This window comes from Geobacter sp. (genome assembly GCA_009684525.1).
Classification (GTDB): Bacteria; Desulfobacterota; Desulfuromonadia; order Geobacterales; family DSM-12255; genus Geoanaerobacter.
The window spans coordinates 467,104-487,593 of sequence record WKKR01000002.1; the positions used below are offsets into that span (position 1 = coordinate 467,104).

Consider the following 20,490-nt stretch of genomic DNA (forward strand, 5'->3'; position numbering starts at 1 on the left):
TGCCCGCATCGGGCAGGAGATCCGCAGCTACAATCCGCACATCCCCTGTACCTTGCCGACCTTTCTCTGCATCTTGCCGGTGATCCGTTCGAATGTGCCCTTGGCTCCCAGTTTCCTGTTGGAACAGACAGAGCCGACGATCTCTTTGACCTTCCCTCTCATTTCGTGGAAGATCCCTCTGACCATAAACCGTGTGCTGACTCTCATGGTACACCTCCCTGCCGCGCTCGACTGCGCGGCCATGCAACATGCTCCTTCCCCTGCAGTAAAGGTTCTTTCTCCTGCTGTAATTATAGCAGACTTCCTGCATTTTAGGGGAAGACAATACGTGTTGGACCGGCTGCCCTCCTTGCGTTTTGGGCAAGGGGCCAGTATACTCCGGTACGTGACTGTTACGCCCCTGGATGGGGAGAACGGGCCGATTCATGGCTTCAGCCGATTCAAACAACCTTGCCTATGCGGTCAGGGCTGTGGTCCTTGTCGTGCTCGTGGCGGTGCTCGGCGTTATCGTCTGGCATGAGGCGCCACCCGAGCTGTTCGATCCGGGCTGGATCGAAGACTTCCTGAAAAGGGCTGGCTGGCTGGCACCGCTCATCTATATGTTTCTCCGGGTCATCGCCATTGTCGTGACCGTCGTGCCCAACGCTCCTCTCGATATCGCCGGCGGCATGCTCTTCGGGCCATTCTGGGGTACGGTTTACGCGCTCCTGGGGTCCGAAGCCGGTGCGATCGTCTGCTTTCTCCTTGCCCGTCAGCTCGGCCGGGAGGCGATCACCCGGCTTCTCCACCGGGAGATCACCTTCAGCAACCGGCTCGCCCGGCGCCAGCTTGCCTACATAGTCCTGTTCGCCCGCCTGGAGCCGGTATTCTCGTTCGCCCTCGTCAGTTACGGGGCCGGCCTGACGCGGATGTCGCTCCGCTCCTTTGCCCTCAGCACGCTGATCGGGATGACCCCCGGCACGATCATCCTCAACTACTACGGAAAGAGCTTCTTCACCGGCGGCATCCTGCTGCAGATTTCGCTCGGCCTGGCGCTGGTGGTGCTGCTGTTCGTGGTCCCGGTCTGGATCAAGCGGAAAAACCCGTGGGGGTGGTACGATAAATTGATGTAGGCGGGTGACGCCAGGGGTGAAAGGGGTGTTGACGGGGCGTGCTGGTACGGGGCGTCTGGATTGACACGGGCAAAAGCGTGGATAGCGGAGCTGATCGAGACAGGAAAGCTCAACCCGTTACAGCGGTTTTCGTGGAGCAGAGCGGCCAGGCAACCGGCTGCCTGGCGTGTTCAGTTTTCGGCAGTCTCTTCCTCAGCAGGGGATTCTTCGGGGGGTTCGTCAGTGGCAGTGCTCTTTTCCCGCTTGCGCTGCTGTTTTTCCTCGTTCTTTTTCTTCCGTTCCAATTCCTTTTGACGCTTTTGAAACGAGTAATTGGGTTTTGCCATAGGGTCACTCCTGTGCGAACGGGTTCTGGATCGGGATGATCCTGACGGGACAGGGACAGTGGTGCCTGCCGGGGGGGCGGCACCCGGAGCTGCCGAAACAAAAAAGCCCCGAGGACCACCCGGGGCTTTTGGGGTCTACAGGAGACGGGGTTAAACTCTGGTTACGTTTGCGGCCTGAAGCCCTTTCGGACCCTTGGTAACTTCAAACGTCACCCTATCGCCTTCGGCAAGGGATTTGAACCCATTACCCGTGATGGCGGAAAAATGGCAGAATACGTCTTCGCCATTTTCCTGCTCGAGAAATCCAAAACCCTTGCTGTCGTTAAACCACTTTACTGTTCCGTTTACCATGTGCGTACATTCTCCTGATACTTCCTGTTTAATTGTCCGGCCTCATGCCGAATCTTAGTGACAGTAACAGCTTTGTTCTATTGGAGTCAAGCTGATATATTCAATCTGTCACCATTTAAAAGAAATAGATTTTATTTCACTTTTTCCGATGTGACGCGCCGGCAGACCAGATATTGCATGGATCGGTGCTGCTGGCGGCACCGCTGCCGCATTCCGTAATCTGCGGGACGCTTCGGGCAGGATGCGCGTTTAACCGCACAGGAGCCGTTTTTTCCCTTCCTGGAACAGGACGTCGATCTTTTTGGGCAGAACGAGCTGCACGACACCGAGCCCGAACCGCGGGTGCAGCAGCAGCGTATTGATGCGGTAGGTGCCGTTCATGTCGTAGGGGACCGCCTGCTCCGGGTTGAAGGCTGCCTGCAGCTCCGCCCACTCGGCAGCGGCTGCGGCCGCCGAATTGGCTTTCGGCGCGCGGGTGGTCGCAGTCTTTTTCTGGGTAGGCTTGGCTGCGGCCGGCTCTTTGGCCGTCTTGACCGGGTGGTAGTTGTGGACGCCGTGGCAGGTGTTGCATTCGACGCGGACAATCTTTTCGCCGACCATGGCGACGATCGTATGGTTCATAAGTTTTCGGCAGCGGGTACACTGGGTTTCAACAATACTGCCTGCCGATAGCTGTCTGTACATGATATTCTCCCATTAATGGTGGTGCCCAACAAAAAAACCACAGGGGGGGTCCCTGTGGTCAGGTGTCGACCATATATAGCATGTTCCGGCTGGCGGGGCAATTGTTAAGGTAACATTCCCGGCAACGGCCCGATTCTGCAGCGAAAAAGGTTGCGATCTCCGGGTCGTGCCAGCAGGGGAGGCCCTGCCGGGCCAGAGATGCCGTCCGGTGGGGCAGAAGCGAGGAGAGACGACATGACGGCAGAGAATGTTGAAAGGGTTGCCCTGGTTACCGGCGGCGGCCAGGGGATCGGCAAGGGGATTGTACAGCGGCTGGTGCGGGACGGGATGCGGGTCATCGTTGCCGACATCGACGAGGAGGCGGCAGAGGAGACAGCTGCAGAGTATGGTGCTTCATGCATCGCCGTTGCTGTCGACGTCGCCGACGAGCAGGCCGTGGCAGGGGTGGTGCACCGGATCAGGGCGCGGTTCGGCCGCCTGGATGTCCTGGTCAACAACGCGGGGATTGCGATGCCCAATGCCGCCCCGGTGGAACAGCTGGAACTGGGAGACTGGAGCCGGGTCATTGCAACCAACCTCACTAGTGTCTTCCTCTGCAGCAAACATGCAATACCCCTTCTGCGAGCGGCCAGAGGCGCCATCGTCAACATTGCTTCCACCCGTGCCCTGCAATCAGAGGCCCATACCGAGGCGTACGTAGCCAGCAAAGGGGGGATCGTCGCCCTGACCCATGCCCTTGCCGTGAGCCTTGGTCCGGAGATCCGGGTGAACTGCGTCAGCCCTGGCTGGATTGCGGTCGATGCCTGGAGAAAGAGCGCCTGGCGCGAGTCGCCGGTTTTAAGCCCGCAGGATCATGCCCAGCACCCGGCTGGGCGGGTGGGGCAACCCGAGGATGTCGCTGCAATGGTCGCCTATCTGATTTCACCCCAGGCCGGCTTTGTTACCGGCCAGAATTTCGTGGTGGACGGAGGGATGACCCGGAAGATGATCTATGCCGAATCGCCGGTGCTGCCCGGTTAGCGGTTTCGCAATCCAAGCCGGGAAATGCGGGAAGACGCAATAGCCGCAGGAAGTGGTACACTCACAGACATGCTGACCCGTAGAGAATTTCTTGCATGCAGCGGCTCTGCTGCGGTCGCGCTCATGACCGGCTGTGTTGCCAGCCCTCCCCTGCCCAAGTCGGAGTTCACCGATTTTGGCGGCCCTGACCAGCCATACCTGGGGTTGGCAACCTCGCTCCTGCGTGAATACGACTATGCCGCCGAGGTGACGGGGACGCTCCCCGCGGCCCTGCGCGGGGTTTTGTACCGCAACGGTCCGGGGCTGTTCGACCGGGGAGGCTTGCGCAAGCGGAGTCTTTTGGACGGCGACGGGCTGATCCAGCGCTTTCATTTCCATGATGGCGGAGTCCGGTTTCGCTGCCGCTTCGTGCAGACCCCGAAATTCCGGGAGGAGGCAGCGGCGGGCCGCTTTCTCTTCCCCACCTGGAGCACCCTTGCCCCTGGCGGCATCTGGAACAACTTCTGGGGGCCGGGCCGCATCCGCAGCCAGGCCGGGGTAACGGTCTTCCCCTGGCAGGGGAGGCTCTATGCCTTCGACGAATCGTCCCTGCCGTTCGCACTCGACCCGGACACGCTGGAAACCCTGGGTGAGTCGAGGCTCGGCGTGCCGCCGGAGACTCCGGTGATCTTTGCGGCCCATGCCAAGCTCGATCCCGCCACTGGCGAATGGCTCCACTTCGGCATCCAGTATGGTCGCCGGGTTTCCCTGCACCTGACCTGCTTTGCACCCGACGGTCGGCTTTCCCGGCACCGGGTCGTCGAACTCCCCCGCTACGTCTATCTGCACGACTGGTTCGTCAGCAGCAGCCACGTGATGCTCAGCCTCCACCCCCTGGAGGTGGCGGTCTGGGGGCCGCTTCTGGGCATCCGGAGTATCCTCGATTCCCTGCGCTGGCATCCCGGAGAAGGGAACCTGTTGCTGGTGCTGCCGCGGGATCTGAGCGGGGAACCGCTCCGGCTCGCGACCGGGGCGGAGTTCATGTGGCATTCGGTCAATGCCTTCGAGCAGCGGGGAGAGTTGATCGCCGATTTCGTCGGCTATGCCAACCCCGACCACCTGGTGGGGCCGACGGCGGTCGTCCATTCGGTCATGACCGGTGGGAAGGGGGTGTTCCGGACCCCCGGCCTGCTCCGCCGTTACCGGATTGATCCCGGTGCCGGGCGGGTGAGCGCGGAAACGCTGGCAGAGGGGAATTTCGAGTGGCCGCGCATGGACGAGCGGCTGCGCTGCCGGCCGTACCGGTTCGTCTACCTCTGTGCGGCGAACCAGGGGGAGTTTTTCTGGTCGGCCGTGGAGCGGCACGACCTGCAGACGGGGAAGCGCTTACGCCATGATTTCGGCGCTGGCTGCTTCTGCACCGAGCCGGTCTTTGTCCCGCGGCCAGGCGTGGCGGATGAAGGGAGCGGCTGGGTGCTGACCGAGGTCTACGACAGCCGGACAAGGAGGAGCTTCCTGGCGGTGCTGGATGGGGAACGGCTGGCGGACGGGCCGGTGGCGCGGGTGATGCTTCGGCACCACGTGCCGTTCAGCTATCATGGCTGGTGGGTCGGGGTGGGATGATCCGGTGTGGTGCCTGCGGGCAATGCCGGCAGCAGCGCAGCCGCCGGCATTGCCCGCGGGCATCAGGGTTTCCTGATGGTGATGCAGAGGCACTCCCCTTCCGCATAGACCGTGTCGTTGCAGAAGATGCGGCCGTGCACCATGACCTTGCGCCCTTCTGCGGAGACGACCCTGCTCTCGACCGTCACCACCTTCTGCAAGGGGAGCAGGTTGCGGAAGCTGACGTTCAGGTTGCCGACCACGATGGGATAGCCTGCGGCCCATGCCGCCAGCCCCAGTGCCTCATCCATCACGGCTGCCACTGCGCCGCCATGGGCGCTGCCCGGAGGGCCTTCGGTCTCCGGGCCGAACCAGATGCGGGCATGGAGATGCTGTTCGGCGTCGCGATAGTAGCGGGCGCGGAAACGGTTGCCGTCCGGCTCGCCGGAAACGAAGCGGAGCGATTCGCCGACCAGCGACGGCGCGTCAAAGGGGACCCAGCTCGGTTCTCCGCCCAGGTCGACCGGCGGGCATGAAGTGGCGGTGATTTCTTCTGCAGATGCGTGTGTCACGGATCTTCTCCTTCGGGGATATCGTTCCCGGCTCGGGAACGGAAGGTGTTACCATAACAGACTCCCGCGGGAGAATAAAGGGGGTCTGTGCGGTGGGCGGGGAACGGGGCGAACGCTGCTTCCTGCAATGGTTTTCCTTGACTCGCAGCCGCCAATCCCACATCATGCCGCCATGGTCGGCCAAGCACCCATATCCCCCCTGAAACGCATCCACTATGGCTGGGTCATCGTCGCCATCGGGTCGCTGGTGCTCTTTTCCTGCTTCGGTCTTGCCCGCTACGCCTATGCCATGCTGATCCCGACCATGCAGACGGGACTCGATCTCTCCTACGACCGGATGGGCTTCATCGGCACCGGCAACTTCATCGGCTACCTGGTATCGGTGGTGCTGGCCCCGCCGGTCATGCGCCGCCTCAAGCCGAGGGCGACCATCGCTGCCGGACTCACACTCCTCAGTCTCTGCATGCTCGGGATCAGCGCCAGCACGGGCTTTGCGACCGCATTCTGCCTTTATGCGCTGGTCGGGTTCGGCAGCGGCTTTGCAAATATCCCGATGATGGCGCTGGTGACCTACTGGTTCCGGAGCGAGAGGCGGGGGAGGGCTGCGGGGCTGATCATCGGCGGCAACGGTGTCGGCATCATCCTGGCCGGGTTTCTCGTCCCCTTCCTGAACCGCGTCTATGGGGCGGATGGCTGGCGCTACGGCTGGCTGGTACTCGGCCTGCTCTGCCTGGCGGTTGCCGGAGTGGCGGCGCTCTTCCTGCGGAACAACCCCGGCGAGCTCGGGCTGGAGCCGATGGGCAAGCCGGTGCAGCCGGTCAGCGGGCAGTTTGTGGACCGCGAGAAGCGGGGGGACGGCGTCATCCTGCTCAGCCTGGGGATGCTCTACCTGGTGTTCGGCGCAACCTTCATGGTTTACGGGACCTTCATCGTCACGACCATGGTCAAGGAATACGGTTTCCCCGAGGCAAAGGCAGGGCTCTACTGGTCGTGGGTCGGGTTTTTCAGCCTCTTTTCCGGGGTGGGGTTTGGCGCCCTTTCCGACCGAATCGGCCGGAAGTGGGGACTGGCGCTGGTCTTCCTGGTGCAGTCCGCGGCGTACCTCCTTGCCGGGCTGAAGCTGGGGAATGCACCCCTGCTGCTCTCCATCGTGCTCTACGGGTTGGCAGTCTTTGCCATTCCGGCCATCATGGCGGCGGCGATCGGCGACTACCTCGGCCTCTCCCGCGCTGCCACTGCCTTTGCCACGGTGACGCTCTTCTTCGCCCTGGGCCAGTCCACCGGCCCGGCAACCGCCGGCCTGATCGCCAGGACCAGCGGCAGCTTCGGTAACGCCTACCTGCTGGCAGGGGTGCTCACCGCTGTCGCAGCCCTCTTTGCCGCCACCCTCCCCCATCCCCGCGCAGATCGCGAAGGGGCCTGACCCGCTCATTCCCTGGCAGGACTACCGCTCCCCCGCTTCAGCCTCTCCCAGATAGCGACCGAGGATCTCTGCCAGGTCTCTGAGCTGGAACGGCTTCTGGAGGCGGTCCGTAAACCCGTAATCGCCAGGGTGAGCCATGATCGGATCTGCGGCATAGCCACTGGCGGCAATCACCGTGATATCGGGGTAGAGAGAGCGAAGCTCGTCGATGATGGCACCACCGCCGGCACCTCCCGGCACGGTCAGATCGAGGATAACCGCTGCAAGGGGCACGCCCTTGGTTGCACAGACTTTCAGCATCTGGAGCGCCTCGATTCCATCCGTGGCTGTGATCACCCCGTAGCCGAGCATCTCCAGCATCTCTTCCTCCACCTCCCGCACGCTCTCCTCGTCGTCCATCACCATGATGCGGCCTTTGCCGCCCGCCATGACATTAGAAGCGCCGGGGGCTGGCGATTCCGCCTGATCGACCGCCGGGAGCAGGAGGGTGAAGGTGCTGCCGCTTCCCGGTGTCGATGCCGCTTCTATGCTGCCGTCATGCTGCTGCATGATCGAATGGCAGGTGGCAAGCCCCAGTCCGCTCCCATACTGCTTGGTCGTGAAAAAGGGGTCGAAGATGTGCGGCAGGATATCCGGCGGGATGCCGGTGCCGGTGTCCTGCAGCGTTATTTTGACGTAGCGCCCCGGCGGCAGGGCCGGGAGCCCCTCTTTCGGCAGCGTCACATTTTCTGCCATGATCACGATCTGGCCGCCGTCGGGCATGGCCTGCTTGGCATTGATCACCAGGTTTTCGATCACCTGGCCGATCTGGTTCTCGTCGATATTGCACCACCAGAGGTTGTCGGCGATCCGGTAGTCGCACCAAGCAGTGGAGCCTGACAGGGCGAAGGAGATGCTCTGCCGCAGCAACAGATCCACGGGGCAGGGCTTGCGGTTGGGGCTCCCCCCCTTGGCAAAGATCAGCAGCCGGTGGGTCAGGTCTTTGGCCCGGGAATAGGCGGAAAACACCCGCTCCAGGTAGGTGGAGATGACAGGGTCGGTGTTCTTCATCCGGATGATTTCCAGAAAACCGTAGAGGCCGGTCAAGAGGTTGTTGAAGTCGTGGGCAATGCCGCCGGCCAGCACCCCGATCGACTCCAACTTCTGGGTATGGAGCAGTCGCCGTTCGAGCTCCAGCCGTTCCGCCTCGGCCCGCTTGCGGTCGGTGATGTCGTTGCCGAAGCCGACGATCTCCAGGATAGCGCCATGCTCGTCGCACAGGTTGATGGAGTTCCAGGAGATGGTGCGAACGGTGCCGTCTTTGGCTGTCAGCCGCATCTCGTAGTCCCGGACATTTTCCCCGGCTGCAAAGGCGGCCAGCAGCAGCTCGACCTGCTGGTATTCTGCGCCGGGATAGAAAATATCCCACCAGTTCCTGCCGATCAACTCCTCGCGCCGGTAGCCGGTGATGGCTTCGCCGGCAGGGTTGATGAAGGTCGTGGTGCCGTCGGAGGCGACACCGCAGATGATGGCAGGTGTCCCTTCGATGATGCCGGTGGAGAAATCACGCTCCGCGCGGAGTGCCTGCTCGGCCTTCTTGAGTTCGTTGACGTCGCGGGCAATGAAGTAGAGGCAGTCGTTGTCCTGGACCCTGATCGGGATGAGGAACATCACGGCATACCGTTTCATCCCGGACTTGATCGTCAAAATGAAGTCGAAATTCTCGACCCGGCCATGAGCTCGCAACACTTCCAGGGCACGCCCCCGCGTTTCTGCGTCCCAGAGCCCCAAGTCCAGGGACGAGCGGCCGATGACCTCTTCACGCGACCAGCCGGTGCACTCCACAAACCCGTTGTTCACTTCGATAAACCGGCCATCGTCGATCTGGGTGATGCCGACCATGTCCGGCATCAGGTTGAAGATACTGGCGTATTTCCGTTCCGAGAACTGCAGGTTTTCTTCCGAGCGGATACGGTCGTTGATTTCACGGGAGAGTTCGTGGTTCTTTGTCGCCAACTCTCGCTGCCGGTAGACGAGCAGGCCGACGAAGATGGCCAGGAGCAGGCTGTTGACTAAGCCGAGGGGGAGATAGGGAGAGTCGGCGATTGCCGTTGGCCAGCCACCCTTGTGGACCGCCACGAGCTGCCATTTGCCGCCGGGTATCTCCACATCCATGGTGATCGGATCGTCGGCAAACATGGCTGGGGTGCCCAGGATCCAGTCGCCGGCGCTTCCCAGTCCGTCCTTGCCCCGCAAGCCGATGAGCAGGTGCTTGGACCGGGAGAATCCGGCTCCGTCGAGCAGCTTGTCCAGATGGGCCACGATGGAGACGACCCCCCAGTAGCGGTCCTTGGCCGAGTGGGCAGCATGTTCGGTGAATATCGGCGCCCTCAGGATGACGCCTTCTCCCCCCTGGACCAGCTTGAATGGGCCTGACAGGACGGGCATCCCCTTTTCCCTCGCCTGCTGAACGGTCCTGTACTGGTCGGGGGTAGAGGTGTAACGCATGCCGATGACCCGCTCGTTGCCGGCCACCGGCCAGACGAGCCTGATCGTGTCATTGGGCGCCAGTGCCAGGTTGCGGATCACCGGGTGCCGGCGGATGCTCTGTTCCGCCAGTGCATTGAACAGTTCGTCAGAGATGTCGCCCTGGTAGCTGATGACGTGGACCAGCCCCTCTATGGCGCTGAAGGTCGCCTGCACCGTGCCTTCGAGGCGTGCCCGCAGGGCAGCCAGCTCCATCACCGCCTGGCTCCGTTCGTTGGCGATGCGGCGTTCCGTGTCGAGGCTGGCAATCTTGACGCTGACCAGTAGACCCAGCAGTAGGGTGAGCGTGGCCGCAAGAAGGGGGGGGATGCGAGTACGACTGGATTCTGCAGGTCTGTGCTGTGGCACGACAACCTCGCCGGTCAGGGTAACGTGAAAACTCGCATATAAGCATATCAGAAAAATGATACCGGAGTGGGCAGATAGTGATGTGACATCAGGGGGGCCGGCACAGGCTGCCGGCGCGACAGGAAGCGAACCGGCTGCCCGGTATTTCGCATCAGTCCTCTGTCAGGGCCTGCTGTTCTTCGCCCGTGAGGCTCTCAACGTATTCCGTCATGCCGCGCAGGGTATTGCCGAGGAAATACCGCTCCCTGGCCTGGATGTCGCTGGGGAGGAGCCCGACATTCCGGTAATGGGGGTCATGCGCAAGCAACCATTCCCGTAGCGTCTCCTCGCGGTGCGCTGCATCGCTCGTCAGGGTTTCCGCTACCCCCCTGACCCAGAGGAGCAGCTGGTTGCGGGCTATCCGCAGATGTTCGGGGGCGGTCTCCACCAGGCCGTAGTGGGCAAAGACCATTGCCCTGGGGGAGAGGGCGATCATCCGGTCCAGGGAATCCAGGGCGACCTGGAGGATGAAGCGGGGTGGCGTGGCCGGCCGGATGAAGATGGCGCCGGGGAGTTCGCCGCGGACCCCGGCCACTTCGCCGGCAAAGAGCAGGTCGTCAAGCAGGTAGGAGCAGTGATGCTGGGCATGGCCGGGGGTGAGGAACGCTCGGACCGGAGTGCCATTGATGGCCTCATCGAAGCGGATTCGTGCTTCCGGCACCGGCACGATCTCGCCGTAGGCCTCGGCAAGCGGGCCGAGCACCTTGCGCGAGCCTTCCCAGAGCTTTTCCGGGGCTACCAGGTGGCGGATGCCGTCGGGATGGCAGTAGACCGTTGCCATGGGGAACTCCGCCAGCAGTGCCCCGGTGCCGCCGGCATGGTCGATGTGGATATGGGTGAGGAGCACGGCGTCGATCCGCTCGACCCCCTGCCGCTTCAGCTCGGCGCAGAGTCGGGGGATGGTGGAGAGGGGGCCGGGGTCGACCAGCAGGGTGAAGCCTTCGCCCCGGTAGAGCCAGGAGCTGATGAACTGGCGGAACCCTTCGAGGGCCGGCAGGTCGAGATCGATGCAGGTAAGTCTGTTCAGGTCCATGGTGCTACGGTGCTCCTTCTGTTTGTCCGGCCGAAAGCGGCCTGTTTGTTTCCGAATCGGGAAGGAGGGATTTTTCGTTCTGGCAATGAAATCAAGGGATTGCGCGGAGGCGTAGCAGCGCTACGCCGCACAAGGAATCCCGCAGATTGACGCCGCCAGGGCGGAAAAGAACCCTTTCCGGGCGAAAACTATTTGTCCTTGCGTGGCACGACCACAATGCCGGATTCGGTGACGGTGTACCCCTTGCGCCGGTCCGCATCCAGGTCGTAGCCGATGACCGTGCCGTCGGGAATGACCACGTTCTTGTCGATGATGGCCCGCCTGATCTTGGCATGCCGTCCCACGGAGACGTTTTCGAAAAGGATGGAGTCTTCCACCAGGCTGTAGCTGTTGACCTTGCTCAAGGGGCCGATGATGGAGCGCCTGACCGTGCCGCCGCTGGTGATGCAGCCGGCGCAGACATAGGAGTCGATGTTCTGGCCCCGCCGGTCGTCGTCGTCGAAAACGGTCTTGGCCGGCGGGAAGTTACCCTGGTTGGTCAGGATCGGCCATTTGTAGTTGTAGAGGTTCAGCTGCGGCGAAACATGGATCAGGTCCATGTTGGCCTCGTAATAGGAGTCGATGGTCCCTACGTCCTTCCAGTAGCCCCGCTCCTCGGCCTTCATGCCGGGGATTACGTTGTCGTTGAAGTTGTAGGCAAAGACCCGGTCGCCTGCCTCCAGCATCATCGGGATCACGTGCTTGCCGAAGTCCAGGTCCTCATGGCGCTTCTTCCCCTCCAGCAGGACCTCGATCAGCTTCTTGGTGGAAAAGATGTAGTTGCCCATGGAGGCGAAGCAGGTTTCCCGCCCCGGAATGGTCTCGGGCTCTGCCGGTTTTTCCGCAAAGCCGACCACCCTGGAATCGTCGTCCACGGCGAAGACGCCGAACCGCCGGGCATCCTCGACCTGCACCTCTAGGGCGGCAATGGTGATGTCGGCCCGGTTCATGCGATGATAGTTGATCATCTGGCTGATATCCATCTTGTAGATATGGTCGCCGCCGAAGATCGCCACATAGTCGGCATCGGAGGACTCGACAAAGCGGAGATACTGCAGGATGGCATCGGCAGTCCCCTTGAACCACTCCTCGCTCTCGCTGCGCGTCTCCGGCGAGATGGCGACGTAGAACTCCCCCAGGCCGGTCCATTTTCCCCATGATTCGCGGATATGCTTGTTCAGGGAATAGGCCCGGTACTGGGTCAGGATGTAGACCTTCTTGATGCCGGAGTTGAACAGGTTGGAGAGGACGAAATCGATGATCTTGTATTTGCCGCCGAACGCGACGCTCGGCTTGGCCCGGCGCTCGGTAAGCGGGCTGAGCCGCTCCCCCTTCCCTCCTGCCAGAACCATGGCGATGGTGTTTCTGCCGACATTGTCCATGACGTACATGAAAGGCCTCCTGGATGGGGATAACAATGAGAAACGGTGCGGAAACGGAGCCCGGACGGGCACCTTCAGCCAGTATACCTGCAAAAGTCGATCTTTGCAGGGAGAAAAGATGCGATGACTACCGGATGACCAGGTTTTCCGGGGTAACCGTGCCGGCGGCCACGGTCAGGCTGCCCGCAATGACGGTGTAGCCCGTCACGACGCTGTAACTGCCGTCGAATCCCCCTCTGATGACGACACTGATCTCCCGGTCGCAGAGCACGCTTTCCGCGAGGGTCGCTGCCTTCAGCTGGATGGTGTCGCCGCTGGCGGCAGCGCTATAGGCAGCGGTCAGGCTCGGGTAGTAGACGGTGGAGGCGCCGCTGATCCTGGCCGGGGGGAGGAGGCTAAAGGTCGCGGCAACCGACAGCGGCGCGGTGATGACCGGCTGGCACGAGCCGGTGCCGCTGCAGCCGCCGCTCCAGCCGGTGAAATAGGAATCGATGCCGGGGGTGGCGGTGAGGGTGACGACCGTGTCCTGGAAAAACGGGGCACTGCAGGTGGCGCCGCAGTCGATCCCCGCGGGGAAGCTGGTGATGGTGCCGTTGCCGCTGGTTGCAACGCTGAGGGTGAAGTAGGAGCCGTCTTCTGCAGAAAGGGGGATGGAGAGCTGTGGCGTATCTGGGTCGTTGGACGGGACCGTCAGCAGGGCGCTCCTGACCCCCACTGCCGATGCCGTGTGCTGGATGCCGACCGTGCAGGCAGCGCTGGATGCAAGAGTCGTTGCGGTGCAGGTATCTGCCTGCAGGGAGAAGAGGGCAGCATCCGTGCCCGACAGGGCGAGGGTCCCCAGGACCAGGTCGCTGGTGCCGTTGTTGCCGAGGGTGACGGTCTGGGTCGGTGGGGTGCTGTTGACGGCGACGACGCCGAAGTTCACGGTTGCCGGACTTGTGGTGATGTTGGGGATGAGGGCTGCGTCCAGGTTGAGGCGCGGTTTCTGATAGGTGACCGGTCCGGATGCGGTCTGCCGGGTGACGCTGACCGTGGTCCCGGTGGAGGTGAGACGGCTTGCCAGCTGGTCTCCGCTCAGTGCCGGCTGTGCCGACTTGATGACGGCGGCGGCCCCGGCCACGTGGGGGGCTGCCTGGGACGTGCCGCTGTAGGTCTTTCCCGCTGCCGTGATTACCGACCCCGGCGCCACGATGGTCAGAAAGTCCGCCATGTTGGTGAAACAGGTGACCTGGTCCGCTGCGGTGGTGCTGTCGGAACAGTTCGACCAGCTGCGGCTCCCCAGGTTCGAATCGTAGACCGCCCCCACCGATACGGCGGCCGGAACGCAGGCCGGCGAGGCGATGGCGCCGGTATAGGCCTCGTTCCCCGAAGAGATTGCGGAGATGACTCCGGCGCTCCTGAGGCTGGCAACGGCGCCGGCAAGGATGTCGCTGGCGCAGGGGGCGCTGTACTCGCCACCTCCCAGGCTCATGTTGACTGCAGCGATGTTGTAGGTGCTCCGGTTGGCCAGGACCCAGTTGAGCGCTGTCAGCAGGTCACTGTCGTAGGCATAGTCGCGGCGAAATACATCCAGGGCGATGATCCCGGCGTCCGGAGCAACGCCGGCGACGATCCCGGCCACGTTGGTGCCGTGCCCGTCGTCGTCGAGCCTGTTGTCGTCGGGCGCGATGTCCTGGGCATAAATCACCGAGCAGCCTTCGGGGACACCGGGCGCGGTGCAGGAACCGAAGGCGCTCAGGGTATAATCGACACCGGTATCGAGGACAGCCACGGACGCGCCGTTGCCGTCATAGCCGCGGGACAGCACCTGCGGCTGGCCGATGAGCGGCAGGCTCTGGGTCAGGAAATGGCGGTGCCGGCGGTTCTCACTGATCCCTGCCACGCCGGGGTCCTCCAGCAGACGGGCCAGGGCAGTATCGTTCACCTGCAGGTAGAGGACGGAGAAGTGCTCGAAATCGGCCAGCAGTTCATGGTCAAAGGGGGAGAACCCGGCCAGGAGCCGCCCCTTTTTCTCACCCAGGAGGCGTGCGCTGTCACGCAGGACCTCGTCGGTGTCGACGGTGGTTTTCAGGGAGGTGCGGAGCCGGGCCGCTTCGGAGCGGACATCGTCATCGGCCATCAGTACCAGCACGGCGCAACGGCCGTCGCTGTCGAGCTGCTGTTTCACGCTTGCGGGGAGCCTGCCGCTGGCAAGGTGCCGCTGCAGGCTGATCGCAGCAGACAGGTCTGCTGCCGAGGCGGCAAGCGCGCCGCCCAGAAGCACTGCCGGTATCAGCAGAGAGGGAAGGAGGCTGCGGATGCCGGAGCTGAAAGGGGTCGGATACATGAGGGAAGTTTAGCAGATCGGAGGGGAAAAGGGGAGCCGTAACCTGCTCCGGCTTCCGCAGCGCCTGCCCGGTACGGTCGTAGCCGGCAGGTTCGACGTTTTGACATTCGGGGTCGGATTGGCTATAAGCAAGATATCCCGAGGTATTACCAATTGCCGTAGCCGGGCGCTGCGTGTCGAAACGGTCACTAACCGATTGACGACAGCTCCCATGCGGTGATATCCTCCCGTTCCGGTAAAGAATCTATCCCCGTTCGCCGATGGCAGCGGGATAACCCATGCGGTTCAGGAGGTGTCTGGTGCGCAACAAAACGTGTCTGGTAATGGTTCTGCTCGCGGTTCCGCTGCTTTTGGCCTCAATGGCTTTTGCTGCCGAGCCTCCGAAAAAGGTCCTCATCGGCATATCCAAGATCGTTTCCCATCCTGCTCTCGACGGCGTGGAAAAGGGTATCCAGGACGAGCTTGCCGCCCTGCGGATCAACGCCCAGTACGATCTGCAGAATGCCAATGGCGATGCCAATACCGCCGCATCCATCGCCAACAAGTTCCAGTCGGAAAAGGTCACCCTGGCGGTCGGCATTGCCACCCCCACGGCGCAGTCGCTGGTGAATACCCTGAAGACGACCCCGGTGGTCTTTTCCGCGGTGACCGACCCGGTCAAGGCCGGACTGGTGCGGTCGCTCAAAAAGGGGGGGCGCAACGTCACCGGCGTCTCCGACATGACCCCGGTGAAGCAGCAGATCGAGCTGCTCCTCAGGATCAAGAAGATCAAGCGGCTCGGCCATATCTACACCAGTTCCGAGGAGAATGCGGTGGTGCTGGCCGGTATCGTCAAGCAGGCGTGCAAGGAGCTGGGGATCGAGTACGTCGAGACCACGGTCTCCAAGTCTTCCGAGGTGAAGCAGGCGGTCCAGGCGATCATTCGCCGCGTGGATGCCCTCTATATCAGCACCGACAACACAGTGGTCTCGGCCATGAGCGCCGTGGCCGACGTGGCCATGAAGAGCAGGGTGCCGATCATGTCGGCCGACCCGACTTCTGCAGCAGGGCATCCGGTGCTGGCAGCCTGGGGCTTCGACTACTACAAGATGGGGCGGGTCACCGGCAGGATGATCGCCGAGATCCTCAAGGGGAAGAAGCCGGAGCAGATGCCGACCCGTTTCATGACCAGCACCTCGGATATCGATCTTCTTGTCAACCTGGATGTGGCCAGGAAGCTGGGGCTGACCATCCCGAAGGATATCGTCAAGAACGCCAACAAGGTCGTGCAGAACGGCAAGCTGACGAGCAAATAACCCGATACGTCAGGGGGTGCCGTACCGCCCTGGCAGATGGAACGGTACATGATCGAAGGAATATTCGTCGAAGGGCTGATTTACGGAATCATGGTCTTGGGGGTTTTCATCACCTTCCGGGTGCTGGATTTCCCTGATCTGACGGTTGACGGTTCGTTCCCGCTGGGAGCGGCCCTGATGGCCCAGTGCATCCTGATGGGGATGAATCTCTGGCTGGCGCTGCTGATCGCCTTTGCCGGCGGGGTGGCGGCCGGGGTAGTCACCTCGCTGATCCACAACCATCTCAAGGTGCCGAACCTGCTGGCCGGCATCCTCACCATGACCATGCTCTATTCGGTCAATATCCGGATTCTCGGCAACCGCGCCAATGTGCCGCTGCTCAACCAGGAGACCATCCTGACCAAGGTCTCCGGCCTCCTTGCCGATATCGTCCCGGAAGAGTATGTGCTGCTGGTCTTTTTTCTCGGCGTCACCCTGGTCATCAAGGTGCTGCTCGACCTCTTCTTCCGCACCGACCTGGGCCTGACCATCGGTGCCATGGGAAACAACGAGCAGATGGTGATCTCCCAGGGGGTCAATCCCAAGACCCTGAAATCTATCGGCCTTGGCCTTTCCAACGGGCTGGTTGCCGTGTCCGGCGCCTTTGCCGCCCAGTACCTCGGCTTTGCCGACGTGGGACTGGGGCAGGGGATCATCATCTCCGGCCTGGCCTCGGTCATGATCGGTGAATTCCTGATCTTGAAGAGCAACCGGATCAGTGTCCTCACCCTCTGCGCCATCCTCGGCTCAATCTGCTTCTATGCCGTGATGTACCTGGGGCGCTACTACGGCTACCTCGTCAAGATGACCCCCAACGACCTGAACCTGATCAAAGGTCTCCTGATCATCCTGCTGCTGGTGGCAACCCAGAGCAAAAAACTGAAAAAGGCCGCCTTCAGGTCCGTGGTGAAACATGATTGAGCTCAGAAACATCTCCATGGTCTTCAACCAGGGGACGGTCAACGAAAACCAGGCGATCAACAACATCGACCTGAAGGTCAGCGAAGGGGATTTCATTACCGTCATCGGCAGCAACGGCGCCGGCAAGTCCACCCTCTTCAACCTGATCGCCGGCACCCACACCCCGTCGCGCGGCTCGATCCGGGTGAACGACCGGGATGTGACCCGCGACCCGGAATACCAACGGGCCCGCTATATCGGCAGGATCTTCCAGAACCCGCTGCTCGGCACGGCATCCAACATGAGCCTGGAAGACAACATGATGATCACCTACAAAAAGGGGTTCAAGTGGCTGAAGCGGAGCCTGAACCACAGGATGCGGGACTATTTCCGCTCCGAGCTCGTTCACCTGAAGATGGGGCTGGAAGACCGGATGAAGGAAAACCTGGCCATGTTTTCCGGCGGGCAAAGGCAGGCGCTGACCCTGCTGATGATGGTCCTTTCCCGGCCGGACCTGATCCTGCTGGACGAGCACACCGCGGCGCTCGACCCCAAGAACGCCCAGATCGTCCTCGACCTGACCGACCGGTTCATTCGGGAATACCGGCTCACCGCCATGATGATCACCCACAACATGAGCCATGCCATCGAGTTCGGCAACCGGCTGCTGATGATGGACAAGGGGGAGATCATCTACGAGGCTGAAGGGGAGGAGAAGCGGTCGCTCACCGTGGAAAAGCTCATCGACCGCTTCCACCAGATCCGCCATACCTCATTCGAAAACGACCGGACCCTGCTCGCCCAAGAGTGAGCCGGCCAGGCATGGTGGCCGGGCTGATTCTCCTTGCCGGAATCTGCCGGCTGCCGCATAATTCCCTCCATGCTGCTCATTCACCCACCCGTTGCCAAGCCCTGTGAGCCGCCGGCCGGCATTGCCCGGCTGGCAGGTGCCCTGCAGAGCCATCATGTCCCCTGTCGCCTGCTGGATGCCAATCTGGAGGGGATGCTCTGGCTCCTGGGAGAAGCACCTGCAGCCGCCGACACCTGGACCCGGCGGGCAGCGAAAAACGCTGGCCGCAACCTGGTTGCACTGCGCGACAGCCGGACCTTCCAGTCGCCCGACCGCTACGACCGGGCGGTCCGGGAGATAAACCGCCTCCTTGCCGCTTCCGGCAGGGAGACCGGGGTCGTCCCCGGCCTTGCCGACTACCAGGATAGCGGTCTTTCCCCCATCAGGAGCGCAGATCTCCTGCGGGCGGCCGACCGGCACCGGGATAACCCCTTTTCCCCCTATTTCAGCCGACGCCTGGAGGAGGTCCTTGCCGACCCGGCCGCGGCCCATGCCGGCGTGGTGGGGATCTCCCTCAACTACCTGAGCCAGGCGCTCTGTACCTTTGCCCTGGTCGGCTTCCTCAGGGAGCGGTTCCCCCGGCTCCGGATCGTCCTCGGCGGCGGCCTGATCACCTCGTGGCAGAGACGCCCCGGCTGGCGCAACCCCTTTACCGGACTGGTGGACGACCTGGTGGCAGGTCCGGGGGAACTCCCGCTTCTGGAGATCTGCGGCAACGGGGCTGACGCGGCGGTTCATGCCCTGCCGGAGTACGGCCAGCTTCCGCTCGCCGACTATCTGGCGCCGGGGCTCATCCTCCCCTACAGCGCTGCCAGCGGCTGTTACTGGAACCGCTGCTCCTTCTGCCCGGAGCGTGCCGAAGGGAACGGCTACCATCCGGTTCCGACCGGCCGAGCCCTGGATGAGATCGGCGAACTCGTGGCCCGGAACAGGCCGGTCCTGCTTCATCTCCTGGACAATGCCGTTAGCCCGTCGCTGCTTACGGGGCTTGCCGACCGGCCGCCAGGGGTCCCCTGGTACGGGTTTGCCCGTTTCGGCCGGGAGCTGGCAGATCCGGGTTTCTGCCGGGCGCTGCAGAGCTCTGGATGCGTGATGCTCAAGCTCGGGCTGGAGTCGGGAGACCAGGGGGTACTGGACCGGCTGGAGAAGGGGATCGACCTGGAGCTGGCGGAGCAGGTGCTGACGAATCTGCGCCAGGCGGGGATCGGCGTCTATCTCTATCTCTTGTTCGGGACTCCGGCCGAGACCGAGCCGGAGGCGCGGCAGACCCTGGCGTTCGTGGTCCGGAACCGGGACGCGATCGGTTTTCTGAACCTCGCCCTGTTCAACATGCCGGTTTGTGGCGATGAGGCGGGCATCCATGCCACCGAGCCCTTTTACCAGGGGGATCTCTCCCTCTATACCGGGTTTCGCCACCCCGGCGGCTGGGACCGCAAGGAGGTGCGCCGTTTCCTGGAGCGGGAATTCAAGCGCGATCCCGCCGTTGCCGCGATTTTGCGTCGCGACCCCCCGTTCTTCACCTCGAACCTTGCCCCCTTTTTTACCGGCCCGGCTGGATGCGCTTCTCCTTGGTTCCTGACGTGATTGGTGGTATGGTGACCAAAGGCTGATCTGCCGCCATTGGGGACAAACCGTATGACCGAAAATACCCATCCATTCCAGACTCTTACCCCGAGCTTCATCATGGACGCCGTCGAATCCCAGGGCTTTCACTGCGACTGCCGCACCTTTGCCCTGAACAGCTACGAGAACCGGGTCTACCAGGTGGGGGTCGAGGAGGGGCAGCCGCTCATCGCCAAGTTTTACCGCCCCGGCCGCTGGAGCGACGAGCAGATCCTGGAAGAGCACCGATTCAGCCTGGAACTGGCCGAGCACGAGCTGCCGGTGGTGGCGCCGTGGTGCAATGGCCGCGGCGACACCCTCTTTACCTGCGAGCCGTTCCGCTTTGCCCTCTATCCCCGCCAGGGGGGGCATGCGCCGGAGTTCGACAACCTGGACAACCTGCTGATCCTGGGCAGGATGCTCGGCCGCATCCACGGGATCGGCGCGGTGCGCCCTTTCGTCCATCGGCCGACCCTGGACAGCCGGAACTTCGGGCATGCCAGCGTGGCCCTCATTGCCGCGAAGTTTATCCCCGACGAGTACCGGCCGAGCTACGACGCCGTCACGGCCCAGCTGTTGGAGACCATCGATGCGATCATGGCCGAGGCCGGTCCGGTCCGTTACCTGCGAACCCATGGCGACTGCCACAGCGGCAACATTCTCTGGCGCGACGATGCCCCGCATTTCGTCGATTTCGACGATGCGCGCATGGCCCCGGCGGTGCAGGACCTCTGGATGATGCTCTCAGGTGACCGGCCGCGGCAGATCGCCCAGCTGGCCGAGTTGATCGAGGGCTACGGCGAGTTCTACGACTTCGATCCGCGCGAGCTCAGGCTGGTGGAGGTCCTGCGCACCCTGCGCATGCTCCATTACAGCGCCTGGCTGGCCCGCAGGTGGGAGGACCCCGCGTTCCCCCGCACCTTCCCCTGGTTCAACACCACCCGCTACTGGGGAGAGCATATCCTGCAGCTGCGGGAGCAGCTGGCAGCGCTGGCCGAGCCGGCGCTGGAGATACGATACTGACCGGGGCCACGGTATACAG

The 20,490-nt window shown here is 62.6% G+C and carries 17 protein-coding genes; 9 read left to right on the forward strand and 8 right to left on the reverse strand.

The window, feature by feature from the left end; genetic code table 11:
- Nucleotides 1-27: 27 nt before the first annotated feature.
- Complete coding sequence (locus GJT30_08285; GenBank protein MSM39603.1) at nt 28-207, reverse strand: CsbD family protein; 180 nt, start codon at nt 205-207, stop codon at nt 28-30.
- Nucleotides 208-404: 197 nt separating this feature from the next.
- Here GJT30_08285 and GJT30_08290 point away from each other — a divergent pair, with 197 nt between their 5' ends.
- Entirely contained in the window at nt 405-1,112 is a 708-nt protein-coding gene (locus GJT30_08290; protein MSM39604.1) for a hypothetical protein, read from the forward strand.
- A gap of 476 nt (nt 1,113-1,588) precedes the next feature.
- Here GJT30_08290 and GJT30_08295 read toward each other — a convergent pair whose 3' ends face one another.
- The gene (locus GJT30_08295; GenBank protein ID MSM39605.1) at nt 1,589-1,789 is read right to left on the reverse strand and encodes a cold-shock protein; all 201 of its coding nucleotides are present in this window, start codon (nt 1,787-1,789) and stop codon (nt 1,589-1,591) included.
- Between the two features lie 249 nt (nt 1,790-2,038).
- A complete protein-coding gene (locus GJT30_08300) occupies nt 2,039-2,476 on the reverse strand; it encodes a hypothetical protein (protein MSM39606.1) in 438 nt (145 codons plus the stop codon).
- A gap of 231 nt (nt 2,477-2,707) precedes the next feature.
- On the opposite strand from GJT30_08300, the gene GJT30_08305 reads away from it, so the two are divergent.
- Both GJT30_08305 and GJT30_08310 read left to right on the forward strand, forming a co-directional pair.
- Nucleotides 2,708-3,493, forward strand: coding sequence for an SDR family oxidoreductase (locus GJT30_08305; GenBank protein ID MSM39607.1), 786 nt, complete (start codon nt 2,708-2,710; stop codon nt 3,491-3,493).
- Between the two features lie 72 nt (nt 3,494-3,565).
- A complete protein-coding gene (locus GJT30_08310; GenBank protein ID MSM39608.1) occupies nt 3,566-5,095 on the forward strand; it encodes a dioxygenase in 1,530 nt (509 codons plus the stop codon).
- 62 nt (nt 5,096-5,157) lie between these two features.
- Here GJT30_08310 and GJT30_08315 read toward each other — a convergent pair whose 3' ends face one another.
- The gene (locus tag GJT30_08315) at nt 5,158-5,646 is read right to left on the reverse strand and encodes a PaaI family thioesterase (protein MSM39609.1); all 489 of its coding nucleotides are present in this window, start codon (nt 5,644-5,646) and stop codon (nt 5,158-5,160) included.
- Nucleotides 5,647-5,818: 172 nt separating this feature from the next.
- Here GJT30_08315 and GJT30_08320 point away from each other — a divergent pair, with 172 nt between their 5' ends.
- Nucleotides 5,819-7,069: an MFS transporter gene (locus GJT30_08320; GenBank protein ID MSM39610.1), complete on the forward strand. Its 1,251-nt coding sequence runs from the start codon at nt 5,819-5,821 to the stop codon at nt 7,067-7,069.
- A 21-nt stretch (nt 7,070-7,090) separates the two neighbouring features.
- Here GJT30_08320 and GJT30_08325 read toward each other — a convergent pair whose 3' ends face one another.
- The 4 genes from GJT30_08325 to GJT30_08340 all read right to left on the reverse strand — a co-directional run bounded on the left by GJT30_08325 (nt 7,091) and on the right by GJT30_08340 (nt 14,762).
- Entirely contained in the window at nt 7,091-9,943 is a 2,853-nt protein-coding gene (locus tag GJT30_08325) for a PAS domain S-box protein (GenBank protein MSM39611.1), read from the reverse strand.
- Nucleotides 9,944-10,094: 151 nt separating this feature from the next.
- On the reverse strand, nt 10,095-11,015 hold the full coding sequence (locus GJT30_08330; protein MSM39612.1) for an MBL fold metallo-hydrolase: 921 nt from the start codon (nt 11,013-11,015) through the stop codon (nt 10,095-10,097).
- A gap of 188 nt (nt 11,016-11,203) precedes the next feature.
- Nucleotides 11,204-12,445, reverse strand: coding sequence for a glucose-1-phosphate adenylyltransferase (glgC, locus tag GJT30_08335; protein ID MSM39613.1), 1,242 nt, complete (start codon nt 12,443-12,445; stop codon nt 11,204-11,206).
- 118 nt (nt 12,446-12,563) lie between these two features.
- Nucleotides 12,564-14,762, reverse strand: a complete 2,199-nt coding sequence (locus GJT30_08340; protein ID MSM39614.1) for a S8 family serine peptidase — start codon at nt 14,760-14,762, stop codon at nt 12,564-12,566.
- A 278-nt stretch (nt 14,763-15,040) separates the two neighbouring features.
- Here GJT30_08340 and GJT30_08345 point away from each other — a divergent pair, with 278 nt between their 5' ends.
- The 5 genes from GJT30_08345 (at nt 15,041) to GJT30_08365 (ending at nt 20,471) form a co-directional block, all read left to right on the forward strand.
- Entirely contained in the window at nt 15,041-16,057 is a 1,017-nt protein-coding gene (locus GJT30_08345) for a substrate-binding domain-containing protein (protein MSM39615.1), read from the forward strand.
- Between the two features lie 48 nt (nt 16,058-16,105).
- A complete protein-coding gene (locus GJT30_08350) occupies nt 16,106-17,017 on the forward strand; it encodes an ABC transporter permease (protein ID MSM39616.1) in 912 nt (303 codons plus the stop codon).
- Nucleotides 17,010-17,807 carry an ATP-binding cassette domain-containing protein gene (locus GJT30_08355; GenBank protein MSM39617.1) on the forward strand — a complete coding sequence of 266 codons (798 nt, stop codon included), beginning with the start codon at nt 17,010-17,012 and terminating at the stop codon, nt 17,805-17,807. Before GJT30_08350 ends, GJT30_08355 begins: the two co-directional genes overlap by 8 nt.
- Before the next feature lie 69 nt (nt 17,808-17,876).
- Nucleotides 17,877-19,430: a radical SAM protein gene (locus tag GJT30_08360; protein MSM39618.1), complete on the forward strand. Its 1,554-nt coding sequence runs from the start codon at nt 17,877-17,879 to the stop codon at nt 19,428-19,430.
- 51 nt (nt 19,431-19,481) lie between these two features.
- The gene (locus GJT30_08365) at nt 19,482-20,471 is read left to right on the forward strand and encodes a serine/threonine protein kinase (GenBank protein ID MSM39619.1); all 990 of its coding nucleotides are present in this window, start codon (nt 19,482-19,484) and stop codon (nt 20,469-20,471) included.
- Nucleotides 20,472-20,490: the final 19 nt, after the last annotated feature.

Excerpts from the sequence above, each read along its gene's own strand:
- glgC (MSM39613.1), bottom strand. The coding sequence starts at position 12,445 with ATGTACGTCATGGACAATGTCGGCAGAAACACCATCGCCATGGTTCTG.
- GJT30_08320 (MSM39610.1), top strand. The coding sequence starts at position 5,819 with ATGGTCGGCCAAGCACCCATATCCCCCCTGAAACGCATCCACTATGGC.
- GJT30_08350 (MSM39616.1), top strand. The coding sequence starts at position 16,106 with ATGATCGAAGGAATATTCGTCGAAGGGCTGATTTACGGAATCATGGTC.
- GJT30_08360 (MSM39618.1), top strand. The coding sequence starts at position 17,877 with ATGCTGCTCATTCACCCACCCGTTGCCAAGCCCTGTGAGCCGCCGGCC.
- GJT30_08290 (MSM39604.1), top strand. The coding sequence starts at position 405 with ATGGGGAGAACGGGCCGATTCATGGCTTCAGCCGATTCAAACAACCTT.
- GJT30_08345 (MSM39615.1), top strand. The coding sequence starts at position 15,041 with ATGCGGTTCAGGAGGTGTCTGGTGCGCAACAAAACGTGTCTGGTAATG.
- GJT30_08295 (MSM39605.1), bottom strand. The coding sequence starts at position 1,789 with ATGGTAAACGGAACAGTAAAGTGGTTTAACGACAGCAAGGGTTTTGGA.
- GJT30_08305 (MSM39607.1), top strand. The coding sequence starts at position 2,708 with ATGACGGCAGAGAATGTTGAAAGGGTTGCCCTGGTTACCGGCGGCGGC.
- GJT30_08340 (MSM39614.1), bottom strand. The coding sequence starts at position 14,762 with ATGTATCCGACCCCTTTCAGCTCCGGCATCCGCAGCCTCCTTCCCTCT.
- GJT30_08355 (MSM39617.1), top strand. The coding sequence starts at position 17,010 with ATGATTGAGCTCAGAAACATCTCCATGGTCTTCAACCAGGGGACGGTC.
- GJT30_08365 (MSM39619.1), top strand. The coding sequence starts at position 19,482 with ATGACCGAAAATACCCATCCATTCCAGACTCTTACCCCGAGCTTCATC.
- GJT30_08330 (MSM39612.1), bottom strand. The coding sequence starts at position 11,015 with ATGGACCTGAACAGACTTACCTGCATCGATCTCGACCTGCCGGCCCTC.
- GJT30_08285 (MSM39603.1), bottom strand. The coding sequence starts at position 207 with ATGAGAGTCAGCACACGGTTTATGGTCAGAGGGATCTTCCACGAAATG.